This window comes from Lactobacillus intestinalis (assembly GCF_024397795.1).
GTDB classification, from domain to species: domain Bacteria; phylum Bacillota; class Bacilli; order Lactobacillales; family Lactobacillaceae; genus Lactobacillus; species Lactobacillus intestinalis.
In genome coordinates, this window is record NZ_CP072983.1 from 174,063 (window position 1) to 195,379 (window position 21,317).

General features: G+C 36.0%; 18 protein-coding genes and 1 tRNA gene. 15 read left to right on the top strand and 4 right to left on the bottom strand.

Annotated features, from left to right (window positions below; genetic code table 11):
• Positions 1 to 15: 15 nt before the first annotated feature.
• A complete protein-coding gene (locus tag KBW87_RS00840) occupies positions 16 to 1,854 on the top strand; it encodes a monovalent cation:proton antiporter family protein (RefSeq protein ID WP_057809335.1) in 1,839 nt (612 codons plus the stop codon).
• A 48-nt stretch (positions 1,855 to 1,902) separates the two neighbouring features.
• Here KBW87_RS00840 and KBW87_RS00845 read toward each other — a convergent pair whose 3' ends face one another.
• The 4 genes from KBW87_RS00845 to KBW87_RS00860 all read right to left on the bottom strand — a co-directional run bounded on the left by KBW87_RS00845 (position 1,903) and on the right by KBW87_RS00860 (position 5,016).
• Positions 1,903 to 2,868 carry a Gfo/Idh/MocA family protein gene (locus KBW87_RS00845; RefSeq protein WP_057809337.1) on the bottom strand — a complete coding sequence of 322 codons (966 nt, stop codon included), beginning with the start codon at positions 2,866 to 2,868 and terminating at the stop codon, positions 1,903 to 1,905.
• Positions 2,869 to 3,669, bottom strand: coding sequence for a DUF6612 family protein (locus KBW87_RS00850; RefSeq protein WP_057809339.1), 801 nt, complete (start codon positions 3,667 to 3,669; stop codon positions 2,869 to 2,871).
• 82 nt (positions 3,670 to 3,751) lie between these two features.
• Positions 3,752 to 4,516, bottom strand: a complete 765-nt coding sequence (locus KBW87_RS00855) for a hypothetical protein (protein WP_057809341.1) — start codon at positions 4,514 to 4,516, stop codon at positions 3,752 to 3,754.
• Between the two features lie 74 nt (positions 4,517 to 4,590).
• Positions 4,591 to 5,016, bottom strand: a complete 426-nt coding sequence (locus tag KBW87_RS00860; protein WP_057809343.1) for a PAS domain-containing protein — start codon at positions 5,014 to 5,016, stop codon at positions 4,591 to 4,593.
• A gap of 181 nt (positions 5,017 to 5,197) precedes the next feature.
• Here KBW87_RS00860 and KBW87_RS00865 point away from each other — a divergent pair, with 181 nt between their 5' ends.
• From KBW87_RS00865 to KBW87_RS00930, 14 genes are all read left to right on the top strand, one after another.
• Positions 5,198 to 5,890 (top strand): 2,3-diphosphoglycerate-dependent phosphoglycerate mutase, encoded by a 693-nt coding sequence (locus tag KBW87_RS00865; protein WP_004039398.1) that lies wholly within the window; start codon positions 5,198 to 5,200, stop codon positions 5,888 to 5,890.
• A 146-nt stretch (positions 5,891 to 6,036) separates the two neighbouring features.
• A complete protein-coding gene (locus KBW87_RS00870) occupies positions 6,037 to 6,324 on the top strand; it encodes a type II toxin-antitoxin system HicB family antitoxin (protein ID WP_004039397.1) in 288 nt (95 codons plus the stop codon).
• A 262-nt stretch (positions 6,325 to 6,586) separates the two neighbouring features.
• On the top strand, positions 6,587 to 7,156 hold the full coding sequence (locus KBW87_RS00875) for an aldose epimerase family protein (protein WP_057809345.1): 570 nt from the start codon (positions 6,587 to 6,589) through the stop codon (positions 7,154 to 7,156).
• 102 nt (positions 7,157 to 7,258) lie between these two features.
• Positions 7,259 to 8,365, top strand: coding sequence for an LCP family protein (locus tag KBW87_RS00880; protein ID WP_057809347.1), 1,107 nt, complete (start codon positions 7,259 to 7,261; stop codon positions 8,363 to 8,365).
• Positions 8,365 to 8,979, top strand: coding sequence for a glycerol-3-phosphate acyltransferase (locus KBW87_RS00885; protein ID WP_057809349.1), 615 nt, complete (start codon positions 8,365 to 8,367; stop codon positions 8,977 to 8,979). The genes KBW87_RS00880 and KBW87_RS00885 overlap by 1 nt, the downstream gene beginning before the upstream one ends.
• A 40-nt stretch (positions 8,980 to 9,019) precedes the next feature.
• The gene (locus tag KBW87_RS00890) at positions 9,020 to 11,998 is read left to right on the top strand and encodes a sulfatase-like hydrolase/transferase (protein WP_057809351.1); all 2,979 of its coding nucleotides are present in this window, start codon (positions 9,020 to 9,022) and stop codon (positions 11,996 to 11,998) included.
• A 291-nt stretch (positions 11,999 to 12,289) separates the two neighbouring features.
• Positions 12,290 to 13,552: a tyrosine--tRNA ligase gene (tyrS, locus tag KBW87_RS00895; protein ID WP_057809353.1), complete on the top strand. Its 1,263-nt coding sequence runs from the start codon at positions 12,290 to 12,292 to the stop codon at positions 13,550 to 13,552.
• A 190-nt stretch (positions 13,553 to 13,742) separates the two neighbouring features.
• Complete coding sequence (locus KBW87_RS00900) at positions 13,743 to 14,087, top strand: hypothetical protein (RefSeq protein ID WP_255807131.1); 345 nt, start codon at positions 13,743 to 13,745, stop codon at positions 14,085 to 14,087.
• Positions 14,088 to 14,163: 76 nt separating this feature from the next.
• A tRNA-Thr gene (locus KBW87_RS00905) sits at positions 14,164 to 14,236 on the top strand.
• A 173-nt stretch (positions 14,237 to 14,409) separates the two neighbouring features.
• Entirely contained in the window at positions 14,410 to 16,032 is a 1,623-nt protein-coding gene (locus KBW87_RS00910) for a peptide ABC transporter substrate-binding protein (RefSeq protein WP_057810329.1), read from the top strand.
• Positions 16,033 to 16,128: 96 nt separating this feature from the next.
• On the top strand, positions 16,129 to 17,766 hold the full coding sequence (locus KBW87_RS00915; RefSeq protein WP_057810331.1) for a peptide ABC transporter substrate-binding protein: 1,638 nt from the start codon (positions 16,129 to 16,131) through the stop codon (positions 17,764 to 17,766).
• A 162-nt stretch (positions 17,767 to 17,928) separates the two neighbouring features.
• Positions 17,929 to 19,071, top strand: coding sequence for an IMP dehydrogenase (guaB, locus tag KBW87_RS00920; RefSeq protein ID WP_057810333.1), 1,143 nt, complete (start codon positions 17,929 to 17,931; stop codon positions 19,069 to 19,071).
• A 185-nt stretch (positions 19,072 to 19,256) separates the two neighbouring features.
• Positions 19,257 to 20,186 (top strand): oligopeptide ABC transporter permease, encoded by a 930-nt coding sequence (gene opp3b, locus KBW87_RS00925; protein WP_004045786.1) that lies wholly within the window; start codon positions 19,257 to 19,259, stop codon positions 20,184 to 20,186.
• A 46-nt stretch (positions 20,187 to 20,232) separates the two neighbouring features.
• Positions 20,233 to 21,315, top strand: a complete 1,083-nt coding sequence (locus KBW87_RS00930) for an ABC transporter permease (RefSeq protein WP_051053490.1) — start codon at positions 20,233 to 20,235, stop codon at positions 21,313 to 21,315.
• Positions 21,316 to 21,317 lie beyond the last annotated feature (2 nt).

Sequence of the window (21,317 nt, forward strand, 5' to 3'; positions counted from 1 at the left end):
GAAGGGGGTATTGAATTGGAACAACTATCTTTATTTTTGGTAGTGCTTTTAGCATTAGTGATTCCAATTTTTATGGCGCGATTTCGAGTGACTAATGTGCCAACGGCCGTTGCTGAAATTATTGTGGGAATTATCATGGGGTCCAGTGGATTTAATATTATTTCATCAACTCATGATCTAACTTTTCTTTCCAATTTAGGGGTTATCCTATTGATGTTTTTATCAGGGATGGAAATTGATTTTGATTTATTAAGTAGAAAAAATAATCCCAAAGGTAAGTCTCAAGCAGGAAAAGAAGTTGATCCACTCAAAACGGCAATTGTTGCGTTTTGTGGATTGGCGATTATGGCAGTCATTTTGGCCTTCATTTTGAAGTGGATTGGGCTATTTAGTGAAGTAATGTTGGCCACAATTATTTTTATGACGGTTGCTTTGGGAGTGGTAATCGCCACTTTAAAGGAAAAGGAAATCTTAAATCGTCCGATTGGGCAGACAATTTTGCTGACAGCAGTAATGGGGGAAGTAGTGCCATTAATGTTGTTAACAATTTATGCATCGATTCATGGTGGAAATGCGGAAAGATTATGGCTGATCATTCTATTATTTGTGGCTGCTATTTTTCTATTACATCGTTTTAAGCAGCCATACATCTGGTTTAGTAAAGTTACTAAAGCGACCACGCAATTAGATATTCGTTTGGCGTTTTTCCTTATTTTTGCCTTGGTAACCGTGGCTGAGCGAGTTGGTGCTGAAAATATCTTAGGAGCATTTTTGGCAGGGATGGTAATGAAACTTTTGGAACCAAGTGAGGCAACTAAGGATAAGCTAACCTCCATTGGTTATGGTTTCTTTATTCCAATTTTCTTTATGATGACGGGTGTAAATTTGAATCTAAGATCCTTATTTGCTCGTCCAAGTTCGTTGATGCTATTGCCAATTTTGGTACTATTCTTTTTCCTTGCCAAAATGCCGGTAGTAGGAGTTTACATGACCAAGTTTGCTCGACGGAATGCTTTTGCGGGTGGATTTTTAACGGCAACTACAATTACAATTGTGCTTCCTACTTTGCAAGTTGCGAGAAAATTACATGCTATTACTGCAACGCAATCTGATGCTTTTATTTTAGCAGCGGTGATTGTATGTATTGTTAGTCCAATCGTTTTTAATTCTAGCTTTAGACTTTTACCAGAAGACAGAATTAAACAACGCGTGGTTATTATGGGTGCTAATACTTTTACGGTGCCAGTAATGCATGACCTTCATGATAATTGGTATTCAGTTGATATGTTTACTGATAATGAAGAAAACTACAATACTTACAAGAGTAAGGTTCAGAGCTTAAGTTTAATCAAGGATTTGAGTCAAGAATCTTTAGAAAAAGCTGGAGCTTTTAATGGCGATATTTTTGTGGCTGCAAATCATAGTGATGAGATCAATTTGAAATTAGCTAAAATGGCTAAAGATAGTGAGCAAATAAAGCGCGTCATTATTCGACTTCAGCAACCTGATATGGGAACTGTCCGCAAGTTGCGTGCTGACGGAATCGAAGTGTTTAATTTTACCAATGTTCGTTCTTCATTGATGCGAGCTTTAATTGAATCACCGGCTGTTTACCAAATTATGACCGATACGAAGAATATTTTGTATTCCGTTGTTGTACGCAATCCAAAATATATTGGACAAGAACTAAAGGATTGGGACTTTATCGATCAAATTACGGTGAGTCGAATTAAACGTGGGAACAAATGGCTTGCCCCACACGGTTCGACTGTAATCGAAGCTGGGGATGAAGTGGTTTTCTCAGGACAATATGAAGCTGCAGATAAAATCAGACAAATTTTAGGACGCAAATAAAATAAACCTGGATCATTTTTGATCTAGGTTTTTGTTTTGATTATCTTATTAGTACGAAGCTTTGGCTTCTGCCAAAACTTTTAAAACATTCAAACTATGTTCAAACCATTTGTTGGCAAGCTCGGTATTATGCTCATCGATTGCTTTAGCAAAGTCATCAAACTCTGCTGCCATGCGATGTGAGTGAGTGTTAAAGTTATACTTCTTTGGCTCTTTATCGCGGAGTTCAAGGGTATAGTGATTAAGTTCACCAGGTGAACCATCAAAGTAGATAGTTCCTTTTTCGCCTTCAATAAATGAACGTGGTGGCATTGTGTAACTATCTTTTGAGGCAATTAAACTAGCTTGAATTCCTTGATAGGCCATATTTAAAATTCCAGAAGTATCTATCCCTTTTTGAATGTTAGGATAGTACTTAACTAATTTTGGATTTTTAAATAAACCTACAGCTAAGTGGATGTTATAGATGTTTAAATCGTTTAAAGCACCACCATCCTTTTTAGGATCAAAAACTGGTGCAATTTTTCCTTCTAAGAAGTCGTCATAGCGACTGGAGTATTGGGTATAGTTTAAGGAAAGAATGTGAACTGGCTCAATTTGTTCAAGATCTTTTTTAATATGTTTAAAGTTTTCCAAGTGAATATTGGTGATTGCTTCAACAATGATCAGACCTTTTTTGTCTGCGATTTGCTTTAATTCTTCAGCTTCACTAACTGTAGTAACAAAAGGCTTTTCACAGATGACGTTTTTGCCTGCTTCTAGGGCATTTTTAGCCACAATAAAATGAAGCGAGTTAGGGACAGCTACATAAACTGTATCGACTTCTGGATCATTATAAAGATCACTATTGTCGGTATAGGTATGTTTAATGCCGTATTGAAGGGCTAAGTCTTTGCCTACTTGTTCACTACGTTTAGTAGTGGAGATAGCAATCAGTTCTAAATTATCAATTTTATCAGCAGTTGTTAAAAAATCATGGACGATTTTTCCACTACCTACAATTCCTAATTTCAATTAATTGCTTCCTTTCTTAGTGCTTGCTTTTGGCATTGGCTTTGCATTTAAAGCAGAGTCAGGAACCTTTAAGAAGTCGTGGCTACCAAAGTTACCATAGCTTTGACCTAAGCGAACTTTCATCAATTTACCAAGTTTCATGTTGATAAAGAGATTGTAAGACGTTAACTTTTTATTCTTTACAACAGCTTTAACAGTCATATTTTGATATTTGCCGTATTTTTGAACGCGGCGGAAAACTTTTTCTTGAGCTGCACTTTGACCCGTAGTTCCAAAAATTGGATCAGCAGCATCTTTCATCAGCTTTTGGTCTTTGATATCAGCAGTTAGAGTGTAAGTATTCTTGTTACGCTTCATTTTGAAAGCTTTAACCAATTTTGGACTTGGGTCAGTCATGGTAGTGTTATTAGTAATCGCTTCAAGAAGTTCAGCATAAGTGTGACCGCTAAGTTTATCAAGTTTAGCCTTGTACCAGCTACTACGGCCGTTTAAGTAAACGTTGTTCATATTAATCCACTCTTCAGAACTTTGCGTTTTACCTTTACTGGTTGTTTGATTAGTAATATGGAAAACAGTCGGATCTCCACCAAAGTTAGTATTAGCAGAAACGATTTGTGTGGAAGTATCTGTAGATAAGCAAATGGATTGAATTACTTCACCACTCTTAAAACTTTTCTTAGTTTGATCTACAACTTGACTCTTAGTTAAAACAGGCTCGGACTTTTTTTGCTGTTTACTACAACCTCCAGCAATTAAAGCCCCCATTAAACATGCAGCAATAAAAATACGTTTGAATTTCATGATATATCTCTTTCTCTAATATTTCTAAGTCTATTGTACAGTAAAAGCTCGAGTTGCACCTAAGTGACTTCGAGCTTTTTTCTTATTTTGCCATATTTCCTAAATTAACAGCATTCTTTTTAATTGAAGCAGGGACTTCTAGCTTCTTTAATTTATTAATATCCTTGATCTTCATTGATAATTTCTTATCTTTGCTGCCATCTTTATAATCAGCACCAATTAAAACTGACTTTAACTTGTAGTCTTTATTAGTCCTAATTTTAATATTGATCTTTTTTGGCTTAGCCTTGTTTAAATCAACGCCAATTACAGAGGTAACAGGGGAGTTTTGAATAATTTCATTCCAAAGCTTTTTATTATTTCCGTGGTAATAAACTTCATAGCCTTTTTTGGTTTGCTTTGTTTTGAATAAGTTAGGGTTTGAAGTGCTTAAAGTAAGCAGAGTGCTTTTAGCAAGATCATCGGTTAATTGAGCATAGCTGCTAGCTTTAGTAAGCTTAGTCTTAAACCATTTATTTGTGTCTGTACCTTGCATTTGAATGTAGTTGGTTTTATTTTCAATCCACATTTTATAGTGGTTAGAATTAGTAGTAAAGTTTGCATAGACTACTAATGGATTTTTAGAATATTTAGCGCTCGCTTTTTGCAAAATTTGTCTAGATGGAGAAGTTTGTTTCCAAGTGGCCTTCATATTTTTTAAGTTAGTGTTTTGCGCCTTAGTTAAGATTGTTTGAGCAGAGGGTGTTGTAGCGGCTGCTTTCTTTTTTTGATTGGAACACGCTGCAAGATTAACTCCCAAAATTGCTACTAAAACCAAGGATAATATTTTCTTTACTTTGTTTGACATAATTTTCTCCCAACTAAAATTGATAACGCCTCTTATTGTAGTTTTTGGATAGTAAAGAAAAGTTCTCAAATCGATTAATTTTTCTTAAAGATATTCAAAATGTTGCGTAATTTACTACCTTTGACTTGGTAATTTTCCACTGGTTGAGTGATTTCAATACAGCCGATATATTTGCCTTCAGGGTTATGAAGACTGTAAAAAGAAATGTTTACTGGGATGTCGTTTTTGTGAATCATGATTGAAATAGAATTGCGCTGGTTATTGTGCATTTGCTTAAGAACTTCTTTGACATGCTTTTGGCTGTGGCCGGGATGCACCTCAAAGACTGTCTTCCCAATATCTTTGGGCGTTCTTTTGAATAAACGATGCTCATTCATTGATGACCAGACAACCACATCGTTTTCATCGAGGACATCCATTTCCTGGGGAATAGTTTTAAAAATTGCATTTAATTCTTCTAATGAAAGGCTCCCACCTTCAAGCTGAATTGCTGTTTCCATAATATTACCATCCTTCTTACTTATTAAATCTACTTTTATTTTATCATCCTCTAAGGATTTACGATTGATTTAGATTTAAGGATTTACGATTGATTTAGATTTTTTAAGGAAAAACTATGCAATTTTTGAATAAGCGTGTAAAATATTGATTGAAACATTGAATTTTCAAAGGAGATATTTCATGTCTAAATTAGTTTTAATTCGTCACGGACAAAGTGAATGGAACCTTTCAAACCAATTTACTGGTTGGGTTGATGTAAACCTTTCAGAAAAAGGTGTTGAAGAAGCTAAAAAAGCTGGTCGTTTAATTAAGGAACACGGTCTTGAATTTGACCAAGCTTACACTTCAGTTTTAACTCGTGCTATCAAGACTTTGCACTTCGCACTTGAAGAAAGTGACCAACTTTGGATTCCTGAAACTAAGACCTGGAGACTTAACGAACGTCACTACGGTGCTCTTCAAGGTTTGAACAAGAAGGATACTGCTGAAAAGTACGGCGATGAACAAGTTCACATTTGGCGTCGTTCATACGATGTTTTGCCACCAGTTATTGATGACGATTCAGAATTCAGCCAAGCACATGACCGTCGTTACGCAAAGCTTGACCCACACATCGTTCCTAAGGCAGAAAACTTACACGTAACTTTAGACCGTGTAATGCCATTCTGGGAAGACAACGTTGCTCCAGACTTACTTGACGGCAAGAACGTAATTATCGCAGCTCACGGTAACTCACTTCGTGCTTTGACTAAGTACATTGAAAACATTTCTGATGACGATATTATGGACTTAGAAATGAAGACTGGTGAACCAGTTGTTTACACATTCGACCAAAACTTGGATGTTGTTAACAAAGAAAAGTTGGATGACTAATTTTCATTCAAATTTAAAAACCTCAATCTTTTGATTGAGGTTTTTTGTTTTGAAAACGTATTCTTTCAATAAACTTTGCTCTATTATTGGATTTTAGCGTTAAGATTAAAATTAGGAGTAAAAGATTTAAGTAAGGAGGAATCGCATTGGATCATAAAATTGTTACTTATCCAGCAATTTTTAAACCACTCGAAAATGATATTTACGTAATTAATTTTCCTGATGTTAAGGGTGCAATTACTGAAGGAAAAGGTTTGAGAGATGCAATGAAAATGGCCGCTGATACTTTGGCAAGTCGTCTTTATAACAAGCATAATTTGCCAAAAAGTAGTGACCCTAATGACATTAAGACTGCTAATGATGGTTCATTTGTAGTAAAGGTTTCTGCGGATTTAACAGAAGCTTTTGGCAATCGAATCGATTATCAAATTTAAAAAAAGACGCCTCCGCAAAAAGAGACGCCTTTTTTATCAACTTATTCCAAAAACTGTTTTTTACTTATTTGGAACAGATTAATTATAATATAAGGCTGTACTAATTACTATATCTTGTTAGTTGGAATGGTAAAATTATAGTAATAAGGACAAAAAACGATAGCAAAATAATTAATTCTGGGTTAGAATGTTTTTCACGAAATTGACAGTCCTACCCTTAAAGTGCTATTTTCAAAAAGGGGAAAAGTTGGGAGAACACACTATGCAAACTATTGAAAATTCTCTCTTGCAAGTTTCTGTTGACGAAAATGGAGCACAAATGGTTAACTGCGTGTCCCAGAATGATAAATTTGATTATCTAAAGTCACAAGATGGACAAGAGAAAGTGGCGGTTGCTTTTCCAGCAATTGACCAAGAAAAAAATTGGGCGCTCGAATTACCTTGGACAGTTGTCGATAAGGGAGATAGTCGAGTGAGCCTCACATTGATTGACACTGAAGAGAGCTATAAGTACTTTCCGTATCATTTTGAGGTAGTACTTACTTATGCTTTGGAGGGCAATCAAGTAAATGTATCTTTTTATTTAAAGAATAATTCTCATAAAGAAATGCCTGTTTCTTTAGGGGTGATTATTCCTATACTTGCAGGTTTTACACCAAGTAAAGACCTAAATAAAATTCAACTTGAAGGTGTTAATAATCATCAGGTGACTGTTGAGTCGACTGATTTTGAGCTGGAAGTAAATGAAAATCAAATTTTAGCCAAAAATCATGAACTTAACTTAGCTGGCGATAGCAGTCAGAATTTTGCGGTATCGCTCACATTAAGTTGAAAATATAACAATTTCAATAAGATACGCCAAGCAAATCAGCAGTGATTTGCTTTTTTTGCTATAATACACTCATTGTCAATAAATACTCAGGTAAAAGGGAATATGAAAAATAACGAAAAAAGACCAGATACAAGTCGAGTGAAGATGCACTCGGATGATTATCACAAAAAGCATCGAGTATTAGGATGGATAATAAGCATAGTAGCAATTTGCGCGGTTGCGGCGGTAGCTTATTCCGCATATGTTTATTTCAAAGCTAAAAGTGCTGTCGATCAGACTTATGATCCCAAGAACCAGGTAGAGGTTCGAGATGGCGAATTTAATGGGAAAAATAAATTTGCTGTTTTGTTAATGGGAACTGATACTGGGGCCTTAGATCGAACCGAAAAGCGTGGGCGTACCGATACTATTATTTTAGCGATTGTAAATCCGCAAAAGAAGCGTTATACCTTGATGTCGATCCCGCGGGATACAATGGCTCAAATGGTAGGAAATTCAAGTTTTAGAGTTGAAAAAATTAACGCCGCCTACACTATTGGAGGTGCCAAAATGGCGATGGATAGTGTATCTAAACTAATTAACGTTCCAGTGAAGTATTATGCCTTAGTTAACATGGGTGGAATTATGAAAATGATTCGCTATGTTGGGGGCATTAATATTAGACCTAATTTAACTTTTGAATATGGTGGATATGAATTTAAAAAAGGTAAGATGACCCGTATGGGTGGTGGGGGAGCTTTAGCTTACTCCAGAATGCGTTATGACGATCCTAAAGGAGATTATGGGCGCCAAGAACGTCAACGCCAAGTTATCATCGCTTTAATTAAAAAGGCTGTATCCTTGGGCTCCTTATCAAATTTGGATTCTATCTTGTCTACGGTTTCTGGTAATGTTAAAACCAACTTGCCATTTAGAGCGTTGCAATCAATTGCCCTAAATTATCGCAGTTGTGCAGACCATGAAGTAAGTGATTATTTGCATGGATATAATGCTACAATTGATGGCTCCTCTTACCAGATTCAACCTACGACTGAATTACAGCGTGTTTCTAACTATGCTCGTTCAGAATTGGGGTTAGAGCAAGAGTTTATCAATAATAATGAAACTTATCAGAATCAGCGAAATGTAGCTGATGGATTTAGTTTTAAGAGCAAGAAAAACCAAGAATATAAAATTTATGATGATTACACCGAAGAAGGTGATAATTAATGGCGCGCTTTTGGTCGATTTTAATTGGATATGTCTTCGGCAACTTTTTATTTGCGATGATTATTGGGCGACTGGCTCTGCATGTTGATCCAACTAAATATGGCTCGGGAAATCCAGGAACCGCCAATATGGGAGCTGTTTTTGGTAAAAAGTGGGGAATATTAACGTGTAGCGGTGATTTATTAAAAACCGCAATTGCCTTGTTAATTGTTCATTTTGCTTTTCCTGGAAAAATAAATTTGGCTTATGCAGGATTGGGGCTAATTTTAGGGCATTGTTTTCCAATTTGGAATCATTTCCAAGGTGGGAAAGGAGTGGCTGTCGCAGCCCTTTTGACTGTGGTGTATGATTGGAAAGCTGGAATTATTACTCTGCTCATTGCATTAGTGCTGACAGCAGTAATGCAAAATTTGACGATTCCTCCTCTTGTGTTTATGATTTTATTTAGTGTTTTTGAATTCTTCAAAAACCAGGAAGCAGGAATCATATTTCTGATTATTACGGTCATCATGATATTCAAGTTTTGGAAGGATATTATCGATTTCTTTACCGGTCATGGCAAAAAAGTTGATATTTTATATTCAATTAAGAAAAAATTGGGTATTAAGGTGTAGTATAAAAGGGATATTTTTAGTAAGGACATAGATAAAAACGATGAGTGAAAGTAGAAAAAGAAAATCACTAACATTTTGGCAATATCTTTGTCTAGGTATCGCTACCTTTGGAATGATCGCTTTAAGTTATAACTTTGGCGGCAGCTTTGGGAGATTACCTCTAGGTAGTTTGCTTAGATTTGTGCCAAAAATGGCTGAAAATGCCTTTATGATTTTTGTACCAATGGTATTTGGTGCAGTTTACAGCAAGAAAAAAGTTCATCCGACTGAAGCCTTTAGATTTTGGCTGATTGCCGTTGTAACTTTGGTATTGTTCTATTTAGCATACTTCTTCAAATTGCCAGATAGATTTAATATGTGGCGATTATGGGGTGTGTTCTTCCCAGTATTAACTAGTACGTCTGTATTACTTGCTGGATTGATATTTAGTATCTTAGTACAACCATATTTGTATGATTTGCAAAGAAAATTAACAGTTAAACAAAACTTGTTAGTTTTGTGTATGCTAACTGTAGTTGGTTTTGCAACATGTGCAGGTGCAATGGGGTTCCGTTACTCAATCTTTGGCGTGTACCTAATTTTGTACTTTGCTTGGGGGATGTTTTTAGCAAACTGGAAGATTACTAAGACTCAATTTAAGTGGTCAATCTTTTCAGGAATTGTATCCTTCTTCATAGTGTTTATTGGGGTTCCAGGATTCAATGGAGTTTTCTGGTACCAAGTATTATCTGCTCGTAATGGCGGCGGCTGGAATAGACAATTCTTAAATAATCCAACATCACCATTTATGGTTTTGATGGTTATTGCAATTTTCTTAATCTTTAGAAAAACTATCATGTCTTATAGTGCGCGTGAAATGCGTTACTTTATTCCAGTAATTATCTTCATGCAAGCGCCAATTTCCACTTCATTTATGAATGCTTTCCGCTTCACAAATAGTGCTGGTGTAAATAAGCTCATCATGATCATTATTATGATGATTGTGAGCGTATTGCTTACTAAGATTTATGAGAAATATCTCTTTAGAATTAAGCCATTTAGAAGAGCTATGCTCTACTTGAGTAAAGATGATAATTTAGTAGACATCTTAGTTCGCTGCTGGAAGAATTTTATTGCTTGGTGTGTCGAACATCGAGTAATGATTCTTACCTGGATCTGGTTCTATATTTTGAGTTTTGCTTCATTCTTAATTGAATCAGATAATTTGAGAATTCAAATTTCAACTGCTAGTGATATCAATGCCGTAGTCTTCTTACTCGGTACGAGATTCTTTGCAATTATTTTGACTACTATTTTCTTAGATGCAATGTTCTCAATTTTCTATTTTGTAACTACGCGCTACTGGACTTCCACAGTTTTAGTCAGTGTAATTACAATTGGATGGGCAATTGCTAACAAGGTTAAGCTTAACTTACGTGGGGAACCAATTTACCCAAGTGAATTGAGTGAAGCAGCTAACTTTAAGACTTTGATTCCAATGATTGGCTCAACTTTATTGATCGTAGTTGGAATTGCTTTAGTAGTTATTATTGCTTTAGATGTTTTCTTAGAAGTTAAATTTCCAATTAAGAAAAAGGGTTCATGGAAGCGCCGTGGAATTTGGGCACTTTTGAGTTTACTTTTATTCTTAACTCCACTTCGTTTCAATCATGATGGTGGTTTTATTTATCACATTAATCGTGGTTTTGATAATAAGCAATCCTTCAGAAACCCTGAACGTGATATTCAAATTAACGGTCCAATCTTGAACTTCTTGAATTATCTTGACTTGCAAGTTATGGATCAACCTGCCAATTATTCACAATCTACGATTAATCATTTGAATAGCAAGTATCAAAAGATTGCGGACGAAATTAACAAGACAAGAAAGAACAACCTTAAGAATCAAACAGTTGTCTTTAACTTGAGTGAAAGTTTTGTCGATCCATATACTTTCCCAACTATCAAGATTGATAAATCAGCTCCAAATCCAGTTAAATTTATTCAATCAATGAAGGATAAATCAACTTACGGTAACATGCTTAGTGCTGGTTACGGTGGTGGTACTGCTAACATGGAATGGGAAACTTTGACTGGTCTTAACATGGGGATGTTTAGATCAACTTTGACTCCATATGTTCAAGTTGTACCTCGCTACAAGTTCTACCCAACTATTGGTATGAACTTTGACTACAAGTCTGCCGTTCACCCATTTATTGGTACTTACTACTCAAGAGTAGAAGATTACAAGAGATTTAAGTTTAACAAGTTTGAATACTTAGGTTCTAAGTACAAGATTATTGATCAAAAGAAACTTGGAAAGAGTAGCTATAACTCCGACTACACTGCTTATGCAAATGGTTTGAAACAAATCAATTCTCAAAATGGTGGTCAATTCATTAACTTGATCTCTATCCAAAACCACATGCCATACAACAACTGGTATCCAAAGAATGAATACATGGGTAAGATTTCTGGTGAATTGTTCAATAGTGGTGCTGTTCGTGAACAAATGGCAACCTATATCAAGGGTGTTCAATACACTGACAAGGCTGTGAAGAAGTTTATTGGCCAAATTGATAAGATTAATAAGCCAATTACTGTGGTATTCTACGGTGACCACTACCCAAGTATTTTGTCACAAAGTTACACTGCTAAGTATCCAGTTCAAATGCACTCAACTCGTTACTTTATTTACTCAAACAAGTATGCTAGAGCGCATGGCGCTAAAGAAAAATTGGTTAAGAACACTAACTTTGTAAATACTAGTGACTTCATCGCAATGATGCTTGAACAAACTAACTCTAAGGTAACTCCTTACCAAGCATTGTTAACTGAAGTTCATGAAAAACTTCCTGCAATTACAATCAACTTTGATGGTGATAAAGGATTTGAACTCATTAATCAAAAGGGTGAAAGAGTAAATCCTAAGACTCTAACCTCAGAACAACGTGCACTTCTTAATGATTATGAAGCTGTTCAATATGATATGACTGCAGGTAAGGCTTATGGCTTAACCGCAAAAGGTTTTTATAGATAATGAAAAAGTCGGATAATTATCCGACTTTTTTGTTTGATAGTTGACTAATATTGAAAAACTCAGTAATATCATTACTAAGACTAGTAGTTAATTGATTCAGTGTTCAGAGAACTAGCATTTTGGTGTGAGCTAGGCAGGTCAAGTTAACGAAATACGATAAGGAGTGGCTCCCTTAGAGGCTATTTAAGGCGCATTTTGCGTGAACGTGGGTGGTACCACGGCTAATAATGATATTTAGTCGTCCCTTAATCCTTTGGATTAGGGGGCGTTTTTTATTTATTGGAGGAAATTATGGCAAAATTTGACATTTTAGAAGATTTAAAATGGCGTGGCGCAATTAACCAAGAAACTGATGAAGAAGGTTTGCGCAAGTATTTAGCTGAACATGATGATTTGGCTCTTTACTGTGGAACTGACCCAACTGGTGATTCACTTCATATTGGTCACCTTATTCCATTCATGATTTTGAAGAGATTCCAAATGGCAGGTTATCACCCAGTAATTTTAATTGGTGGTGGAACTGGTGCAATTGGAGATCCATCCGGTCGAAAGACTGAACGTACTCTTCAAACAGCTGAACAAGTTAAGCACAACGAAGAAAAGTTAACTGCTCAAATGAAGAAGTTGTTTGGAACTGAAAACTTTGAAATTCGCAACAATGCGGAATGGCTTGGTAAGATGAATTTGCTTGATTTCTTGCGTGATTATGGTAAGTTTTTCCAAGTTAACAACATGATTAACAAGGATGTTGTGGCTAGTCGTCTAGAGAATGGTATTTCATTTACTGAATTTTCTTACCAAATTTTGCAAGCTATTGATTTCTATCACTTGAACAAAGATAATGGCGTTCAAATGCAAATTGGTGGTAGTGACCAATGGGGTAACATTACTGCCGGAATTGATCTTATTCACAAGCTTGAAGGTTCAGATCGTCCAGCATTTGGTTTGACCATTCCATTAATGCTTAAGGCTGACGGTACTAAGTTTGGTAAATCTGCTGGTGGAGCTGTTTGGCTTGATCCTGAAAAGACTAGTCCTTACGAATTCTACCAATTCTGGATTAACCAAGATGACCGCGATGTAGTTAAATACCTTAAATACTTTACTTTCCTTAGTCGTGAAGAAATTGAAGATTTGGCTGAAAAGACTGAAAAAGAACCTTGGAAACGTGCTGCTCAAAAGAGATTAGCAGAAGAAGTTACCAAGTTTGTTCATGGTGAAGAAGGTTTGAAGGAAGCTCAAATGATTACGGATGCTCTCTTCTCCGGTAACATTAAAGATTTGTCAGTTAAGCAAATTGAACAAGGATTAAGTTCTGCTCCAAGTGCTGAAGCAGGCGCAGAAAAGAAGAATATTGTGGAATTCTTGGTTGATACTAAGATTGAACCTTCCAAGCGTCAAGCTCGTGAAGATGTTAAGAACGGTGCTATTTACGTTAATGGCGATCGTCAACAATCTACTGATTTTGAAGTTGATCCATCAGCTGCGTTTGATGGGAAGTATGTCATCATCAGAAAAGGTAAGAGAAAATACACACTGGTTACAATTAAATAAGCAAAACTCACACAATTATTTTATTTATTTGTTATCTTTTTTAACCTCAAAAGTGTCTTAGAATCCCCCAGGATATCGGGCTTTAGGACACTTTTTATTTCTTTATAAAAGTGCTTGCATTTAATAACAAATGTTATATAATATAGTTGTCAAGAGGAAATGAAGAGTTTTAGAATCGAAGGTATTTAAAATGAAGAAGTTAGTTAAAGTTGTTTCAAGTTTAGTTCTTGCTGTTAGTTTTTTAGGTGTTGGTTCAACTGTTAGTGCTGCCACTTTCAATGCTCCAAAGTTGGGTGTTGCCGAAGTTGCTCCAACTGATCCAGCTATCAAGAAGGGCGAAAAGATTTTCGTAACTGTCAAAGATACTAAGAAGCAAACTGTTGCAGTTTACAACAAAGATGCTAAGAAGACTTCAAAGACTGTCAAGATGGGTTCAACTTTTACTGCAAAAGATGTTAAGAAAGTTAACGGCAAGAAGATCGTTAAGGTTTCATCAAACAAGTGGTTGAACACTAAAGATGTTGTAAAGGACTAATTGTTTTAAATACTTCGATTTAAAAATAAAAGAAGGTATTCTAGTTGAATGCCTTCTTTTTTGATACAATATACTCGCCGCTTTAGCTCAGGAGGTAGAGCACCGCCGTGGTAAGGAGGAGGTCCCCAGTTCAAATCTGGGAAGCGGCTTTTAAAAAATTAAAATCATAAAAGACTGTAAATTCGCCGTTTACAGTCTTTTTTTAGTTTTATGATAAAAATAAAATTAAAAAATGTCTTGCATATGAGAATGTACTGTTTTATACTTATAAACAACTTAAGAAATCTATTAATTTTCTCATAATTTGAGAGGGGATAAATATATGAAATTTACAAAGCTTTTTGCAGCAGGTGCAACTGTATTGGTATCTGCTTCTGTATTGGCAGCTTGTGGATCTAATAGTAATTCATCATCAAGCTCTGCTAAGAAGACTATCAATTGGGAAGAAAATGCCGAAATCCCAACTATGGACTTGTCTAAGGCAACAGACGCTACAAGTTTTAATCAATTGAACAATGTATTGGAAGGTATTTATCGTTTGGGTAAAGACAACAAGGTTGAAAATGCCTTGGCAACTAATACTAAAGTTTCAAATGATGGTAAGACCTGGACCTTCACTTTACGTAATTCTAAGTGGTCTGATGGTTCACCATTAACTGCAAAGGACTTTGTATATTCATGGCGTAGAACAGTTGATCCAAAGACCGGTTCACAATATGCATACTTATTTGAAGGTATCCATAATGCAACTAAGATTTCTGCAAATAAAGCACCAGTAAATAGCTTGGGTGTTAAAGCAGAAGGTAAAAATAAGTTAGTTGTTAACTTGGACAAGAGAATTCCTTACTTCAAGTTATTGATGGGATTCCCACTATTCTACCCACAACAACAAAAGGCTGTTGAAAAGTATGGTTCTAAGTATGGTACTGCTTCTAAGTACATGGCTTATAACGGTCCATTTACTCAAACAGGTTGGACCGGTTCAAACCTTTCATGGAAGCTTAAGAAGAACCCTAACTACTGGGATAAGAATGCTGTTAAGTTAGATTCAGTTAACTACAGTGTTCAAAAGACGCCATCAACTGCTTACAACTTATACCAATCTAACAAGATTGATGCAGTCTTGCTAGATTCACAACAAACTAAGAATTTGAAGAATCAAAATGGATACACTATTCGTCCAACTGCTTCAACATTCTACCTACAATACAACCAAAAGAATAAAGATTTACAAAATGCTAACTTACGTCGTGCCATCTCTCTTGCAATCAATAGAAAAGCTTTAGGTAGTGCTTTAGGTGGTTCAAACAAGCCAGCTAACTCCTTCACCGCTCAAGGTTTGACTAAGGTTGAAAATACTGACTTTGCTGCAAAGACTGCTGATACTGACTACAGCAAGTATGATCCAGCAGAAGCAAAGAAGTTATTTAAGAAGGCACTTCAAGAATTAGGCAAGAAGAACGTTTCAGTAAGCATCTTGAGTGATGATACTGATGCAGGTCAAAAGACCACTGAAACTCTTCAAAGTCAAATTGAAGAAAACTTAAAGGGCATTAAGGTATCTGTATCAAACGTACCATTTAAGACTCGTTTAAGTCGTTCAACTAATGGTAACTTCGATATTGTAGTTACTGGTTGGTCAGCAGACTTCGCCGACCCAATCTCATTTGATGATTTGATGACTTCAAAGAATGCTCAAAACAACGGTAAGTGGTCAAACTCACAATATGACAAGTTGGTTGCTGATTCTAAGACAACTTCAAACGATGAACAAAGATTCTCAGACCTTGAAAAGGCTGAAAAGATCTTACTTAAGGACCAAGGAATCACTCCACTTTACTACAAGACTGAAGCATGGATGGTTCGTCCTTCAATCAAGAATGTTATTTACAACGCTGCCGGTGCAAACTACAACTTCAAGGAAGCTTACGTTTCAGGCAACTAAAATTAAATAAAGAGGTTGAAAAGGAGCAACTGCAAGTAGACGGTTGCTTCTTTTTGTATATATGATTAAGGAAAATAAGGTAATGAGGTTATAAAAATGGAAAAGTGGCGAAAAGTATTTGCAGTAGGTTTTGCAGTAGGAGCTTGTGGATTAGCTTTAACAGCTTGTTCTAATCAATCTAATAGCTCTTCTTCGGGTACTAAAAAAACACTTAATTGGATGGAACAAGCAGAAATCCCAAGCATGGACGTCTCTAAAGCGGTGGATAGAGTATCCTATGAACAATTAAATAATACGATGGAAGGTTTATATCGTCTTGGTAATAATGCCAAGATTGAACCAGGATTGGCCACTAAGACCGAAGAAAGCAAAGATGGTAAAACTTGGACATTTACTTTACGTAAAAATAGTAAATGGTCTAATGGAGATCCAGTAACTGCAAAAGACTTCGTATATTCATGGCGTAGAACGGTTAATCCAAAAACCGCTTCAGAATATTCATACTTGTTCTCTGGAGTAAAAAATGCAGAGGCAATTGTAGCGGGTAAAAAACCAGTTTCTAGTTTGGGTGTAAAAGCTGAGGGAAATTATAAATTAGTAGTTAACTTAGATAAGAGAATCCCATATTTTAAACTATTAATGGGCTTCCCATTATTTTATCCTCAAAATGAAAATGCTGTGAAGAAATTCGGTAAGAATTATGCTATGGCTTCAAAATATAATTACTACAATGGTCCATTTGTACAAAAAGGTTGGAATGGTAGTAATTTAACTTGGAAGTTAGAAAAGAATCCAAATTACTGGGATAAAAAGAATGTTAAGTTAGACACAATTAATTATAGTGTTCAGAAAACTCCGTCAACAGCATATAATGAATACCAGTCAGGTAAGTTAGATGCTGCAGTCTTAAATGCCCAAGGAACTAAACAATTAAAGAATCAAAAGGGCTATACCATTCGAAAGATGGCATCTACTCAATATTTGCAATTGAATATGCAAAAGAATCCTGATTTTAAGAATGAAAAATTGCGGCGCGCGTTTTCAATGGCAATCAATAGAAATAATTTGGCGAATACTATTGGCGGTGCTAATCAACCAGCTACTACTTTCTCAGCTGAAGATATGGTGAAGGTAAATGGCAAAGACTACACAAACTTAGTAAAGAATAATAAAACTAAGAATGTAATGTCCTATAATCCTTCTAATGCTAACAAAGTATATCAACAAGCTTTGAACGAATTAGGTAAAAAGAAACTTTCATTCACTATCTTAAGTGACGATGATGATACTTCTAAGAAGGCTGCCGAATTTTTACAAAGTCAACTTGAAAGTAATTTAGATAATTTGGATGTTAATGTGCAAAGTATTCCAAAGAAGACACGATTAAATCGTGCCATGAAAGGTGACTTTGATGCAGTTCTTACTGGATGGATTGCTGACTTCTCAGATCCAATTTCATTCTTAGATCTTGAAACTACCAAAAATAGTTATAACTTTGGTAAATGGTCAAATTCACAATATGATAAATTAGTAGCAAATTCTAAGACTACTTCTAGTGAGAATGAACGTTGGAATAACATGAAGGATGCAGAAAGAGTATTATTAGAAAAACAAGGTGTAACACCTCTGTATCACCCAGAAGAAGCTTGGATGGTACGTCCATCAGTTAAAGGCATAGTCTTCAATGGCGCTGGTGCACCATATAGTTTCAAGAATGCCTACGTAGCAAACTAAATTTTAATATCAACCATATAATGAAATCTCCTCTCCAAATAAAGAAGTTAGAAAAAAAGTTCTAACTTCTTTTCTTTTTCCCTTGACCAAATCTCAGATGCCTAGTAAAGTAAAGCTAATTTAAATTAAATTTGTAATTCAAGAAAAGGGGAGTTATTTTCGATGTCAAATTGGGAAACAAAGTTTGCTAAAAAAGGTTTAACTTTTGATGATGTTTTATTGATTCCAGCAGAAAGTCATGTTTTACCAAACGAAGTAGATTTGAGCACTAAGTTAGCTGATAACTTAAAGTTAAATATTCCTTTGATCAGTGCCGGAATGGACACTGTAACCGAAGGGGCAATGGCAATCGCAATGGCTCTTCAAGGTGGTCTTGGTGTTGTTCATAAGAACATGTCAATCCAAGCTCAAGCTGGGGAAATAGCTAATGTAAAAAGTGTAATTGTGCCAGCTAGTGCTACTAAAGCTGCAGTAGATGATCAACATCGCTTACTTGTCGCAGCTGCAGTTGGTGTAACAAGCGATACTTTTGAACGTGCTGAAGCTCTTCTCGAAGCCGGTGCAGATGCAATTGTAATCGATACTGCACATGGTCATTCAGCTGGAGTTTTGCGTAAAATTAAGGAAATTAGAGATCATTTTCCAAACAAAACTTTGATTGCTGGTAATGTAGCAACTGGAGATGGAACCCGTGCTTTGTTTGATGCTGGGGTTGATGTAGTTAAAGTTGGAATTGGACCTGGTTCAATCTGTACTACTAGAGTTGTTGCAGGTGTTGGGGTTCCACAAATTACTGCAATTTATGATTCCGCAACTGCTGCTCGCGAATACCACAAGCCAATTATTGCTGATGGTGGCATTAAGTATTCTGGAGATGTAGTAAAGGCATTAGCTGCTGGTGGTAATGCAGTGATGCTTGGTAGTATGCTTAGTGGTACTACTGAAGCTCCAGGGGAACTTTTTGAAGAAAATGGCAAGAAATTTAAGACTTATCGTGGAATGGGTTCAGTTGGTGCAATGGCTCAGGCTCATGGTTCAAGTGATCGTTACTTCCAAGGTGGAGTTAATGAAGCTAACAAGCTAGTTCCTGAAGGGGTTGAAGCTCGTGTTGAATACAAGGGCGATGTTTCAGATGTTGTCTTCCAAATTGATGGTGGACTTCGTTCAGGAATGGGTTATGTTGGTGCAGCTGATATTCCAAGTTTGATTGAAAAGGCTCAATTTGTTCAAATTACTAACGCCGGTTTGAAAGAATCACATCCACATGACGTGCAAATGACCAAGGCTGCCCCTAACTATAAGTAAGTATATAGTCATAGTTTAAAAGAATAATATCAATATATTAACAAATAAGAGAGAAAACTTAATTTTTTCTCTTATTTTTTTAATTTTTATCATTTTTTCACTAGAATTTTTTCTCATATTTGCTATAATAAGAAAAACATTAAAAAGTGTTCTGGAAATTAATAGAAAAATGAGGAGCTGTTTATATGACTAGGTACTTGCTAAAACGTGTTTTTTACATGATCCTCACTTTGTTCATTGTTGCCACGGTTACTTTTTTCTTAATGAAATTAATGCCGGGCTCACCATATGCTAACGAAGCGAAGATGACGCCAACACAATTACATATTATGAATGAACAATATGGATTGAATAAACCAATTTGGGAACAATATTTGATTTACATTGTTGGAATGTTACATGGTGATTTTGGTACATCATTCCAATACAGTAATCAACCTGTTTCAAGCTTAATTGGCGCACGTATTGGTGCCTCAATGCAACTCGGTCTTCAAGCTTTAATCTTGGGAGTTATTCTTGGAGTTATCGTTGGTGCAATTGCTGCGATGAAGCAAGGTACTTGGGTCGACTCAACTGCCACGGTAGTTTCAATCATTGGTAAGTCAGTTCCTAACTTTGTTTTAGCTGTACTTCTTCAATACTACATTGGTTTGAAACTTGGTTGGTTCCCAATCGCTGGTTGGGGTTCATTCTCTCAAACTATCATGCCAACTATTGCTTTGGCTGTAGGACCACTTGCTGAAACGGCCAGATTTATTAGAACAAGTATGGTTGATACTTTAAGTAGTGACTACATTGAATTAGGTAAGGCCAAAGGTCTTAGCCGGATGCAAGTTATTAGAAAGCATGCGATGCGTAATTCAATGATTCCACTTGTTACTTTGATTGGTCCTTACGCAGTAGCACTTATGACTGGTTCAATGGTTATTGAAAACATCTTTAACGTACCAGGAATCGGTGAACAATTTGTTAAATCAATTTTGACTAATGATTATCCAACAATCATGGGTATTACGATGGTCTACTGTATTGGACTTGTAGTAATCTTACTGATTACTGATATTGTGTATGGATTGATTGATCCAAGAATTAGATTAGCTGGAAGTGAGGCTTAAATATATGGATGAAAAAGATTTAAAACTTAGTCCAGATATGGCAGCAATGCCACAAGACACTGATGACAACGTTAGCCAATCAGGTAGTCTTGATCGAACAAGCGTAGAGGATTTAAATCTTCCTTCAGATGCTTTTGAACCTTTGCCAAAAGATGAAGCACAAGATAATGAAAATATTGCAGGACCATCACTTAGTTTTGGTCAAAATGTTTGGCTTAGATTTAAACAAAGAAAAGCTGCCGTGCTTTCTGCAATTATTGTTATTGTAATGATTGTAGTGGCATTTGGTTCTACTCCATTCATTAATAAGTCTACTTTAGTTAAATCTCATCCACAGTACGCTAACTTACCTGCTAAAGTGCCAGGCTTTGGGGCAATTAATGGTTTAAACGGAAAAATTAAACAAAACGGCCAATGGGTTGATGCTTATGCCCAAAATAATGTACCAAAAGATAAGTACTTTATTGCCGGAACTGACTACTTAGGTCGTTCACTTGGCCAAAGAATTGTTTATGGTACTAAGATTTCATTGATCGTAGCTTTAGTTGCTGCCTTCTTTGATTTAACGATTGGGGTCGCCTACGGAATAATTTCCGGGTGGAAAGGAGGAGGAGTCGATAACGTGATGCAGCGAATAATCGAAATTATCTCTTCTGTTCCTAACTTAATTATTGTTGTTTTAATGTTAGTTGTATTAAAGCCAGGTATTACTTCAATCATCTTGGCTATCGCTATTTCAAGCTGGACGACAATGGCTCGGCAGGTTAGAGCGGAGACACTGAGTTTAAAGAATGAAGAATATGTTTTAGCTGCGCGTTCGCTTGGTGAATCACCTTGGAAGATTGCGATTAAACACTTGGTACCTAACCTTTCAAGTATCATTATTATTCAAACAATGTACACTATTCCATCAGCCATCTTCTTTGAAGCATTCTTAAGTTTCATCGGTATTGGTATTACCGCACCAGAAACTTCATTAGGGGTGCTTTTGAATGAAGGTCAAAAGAACTTCCAATTCTTACCATATCAAATGTGGTACCCAGCAATTGTCTTGTGTATTTTGATGATTGCCTTCAACTTACTTGGTGATGGATTACGTGATGCCTTTGACCCTAGAGGCCAAAGATAGGA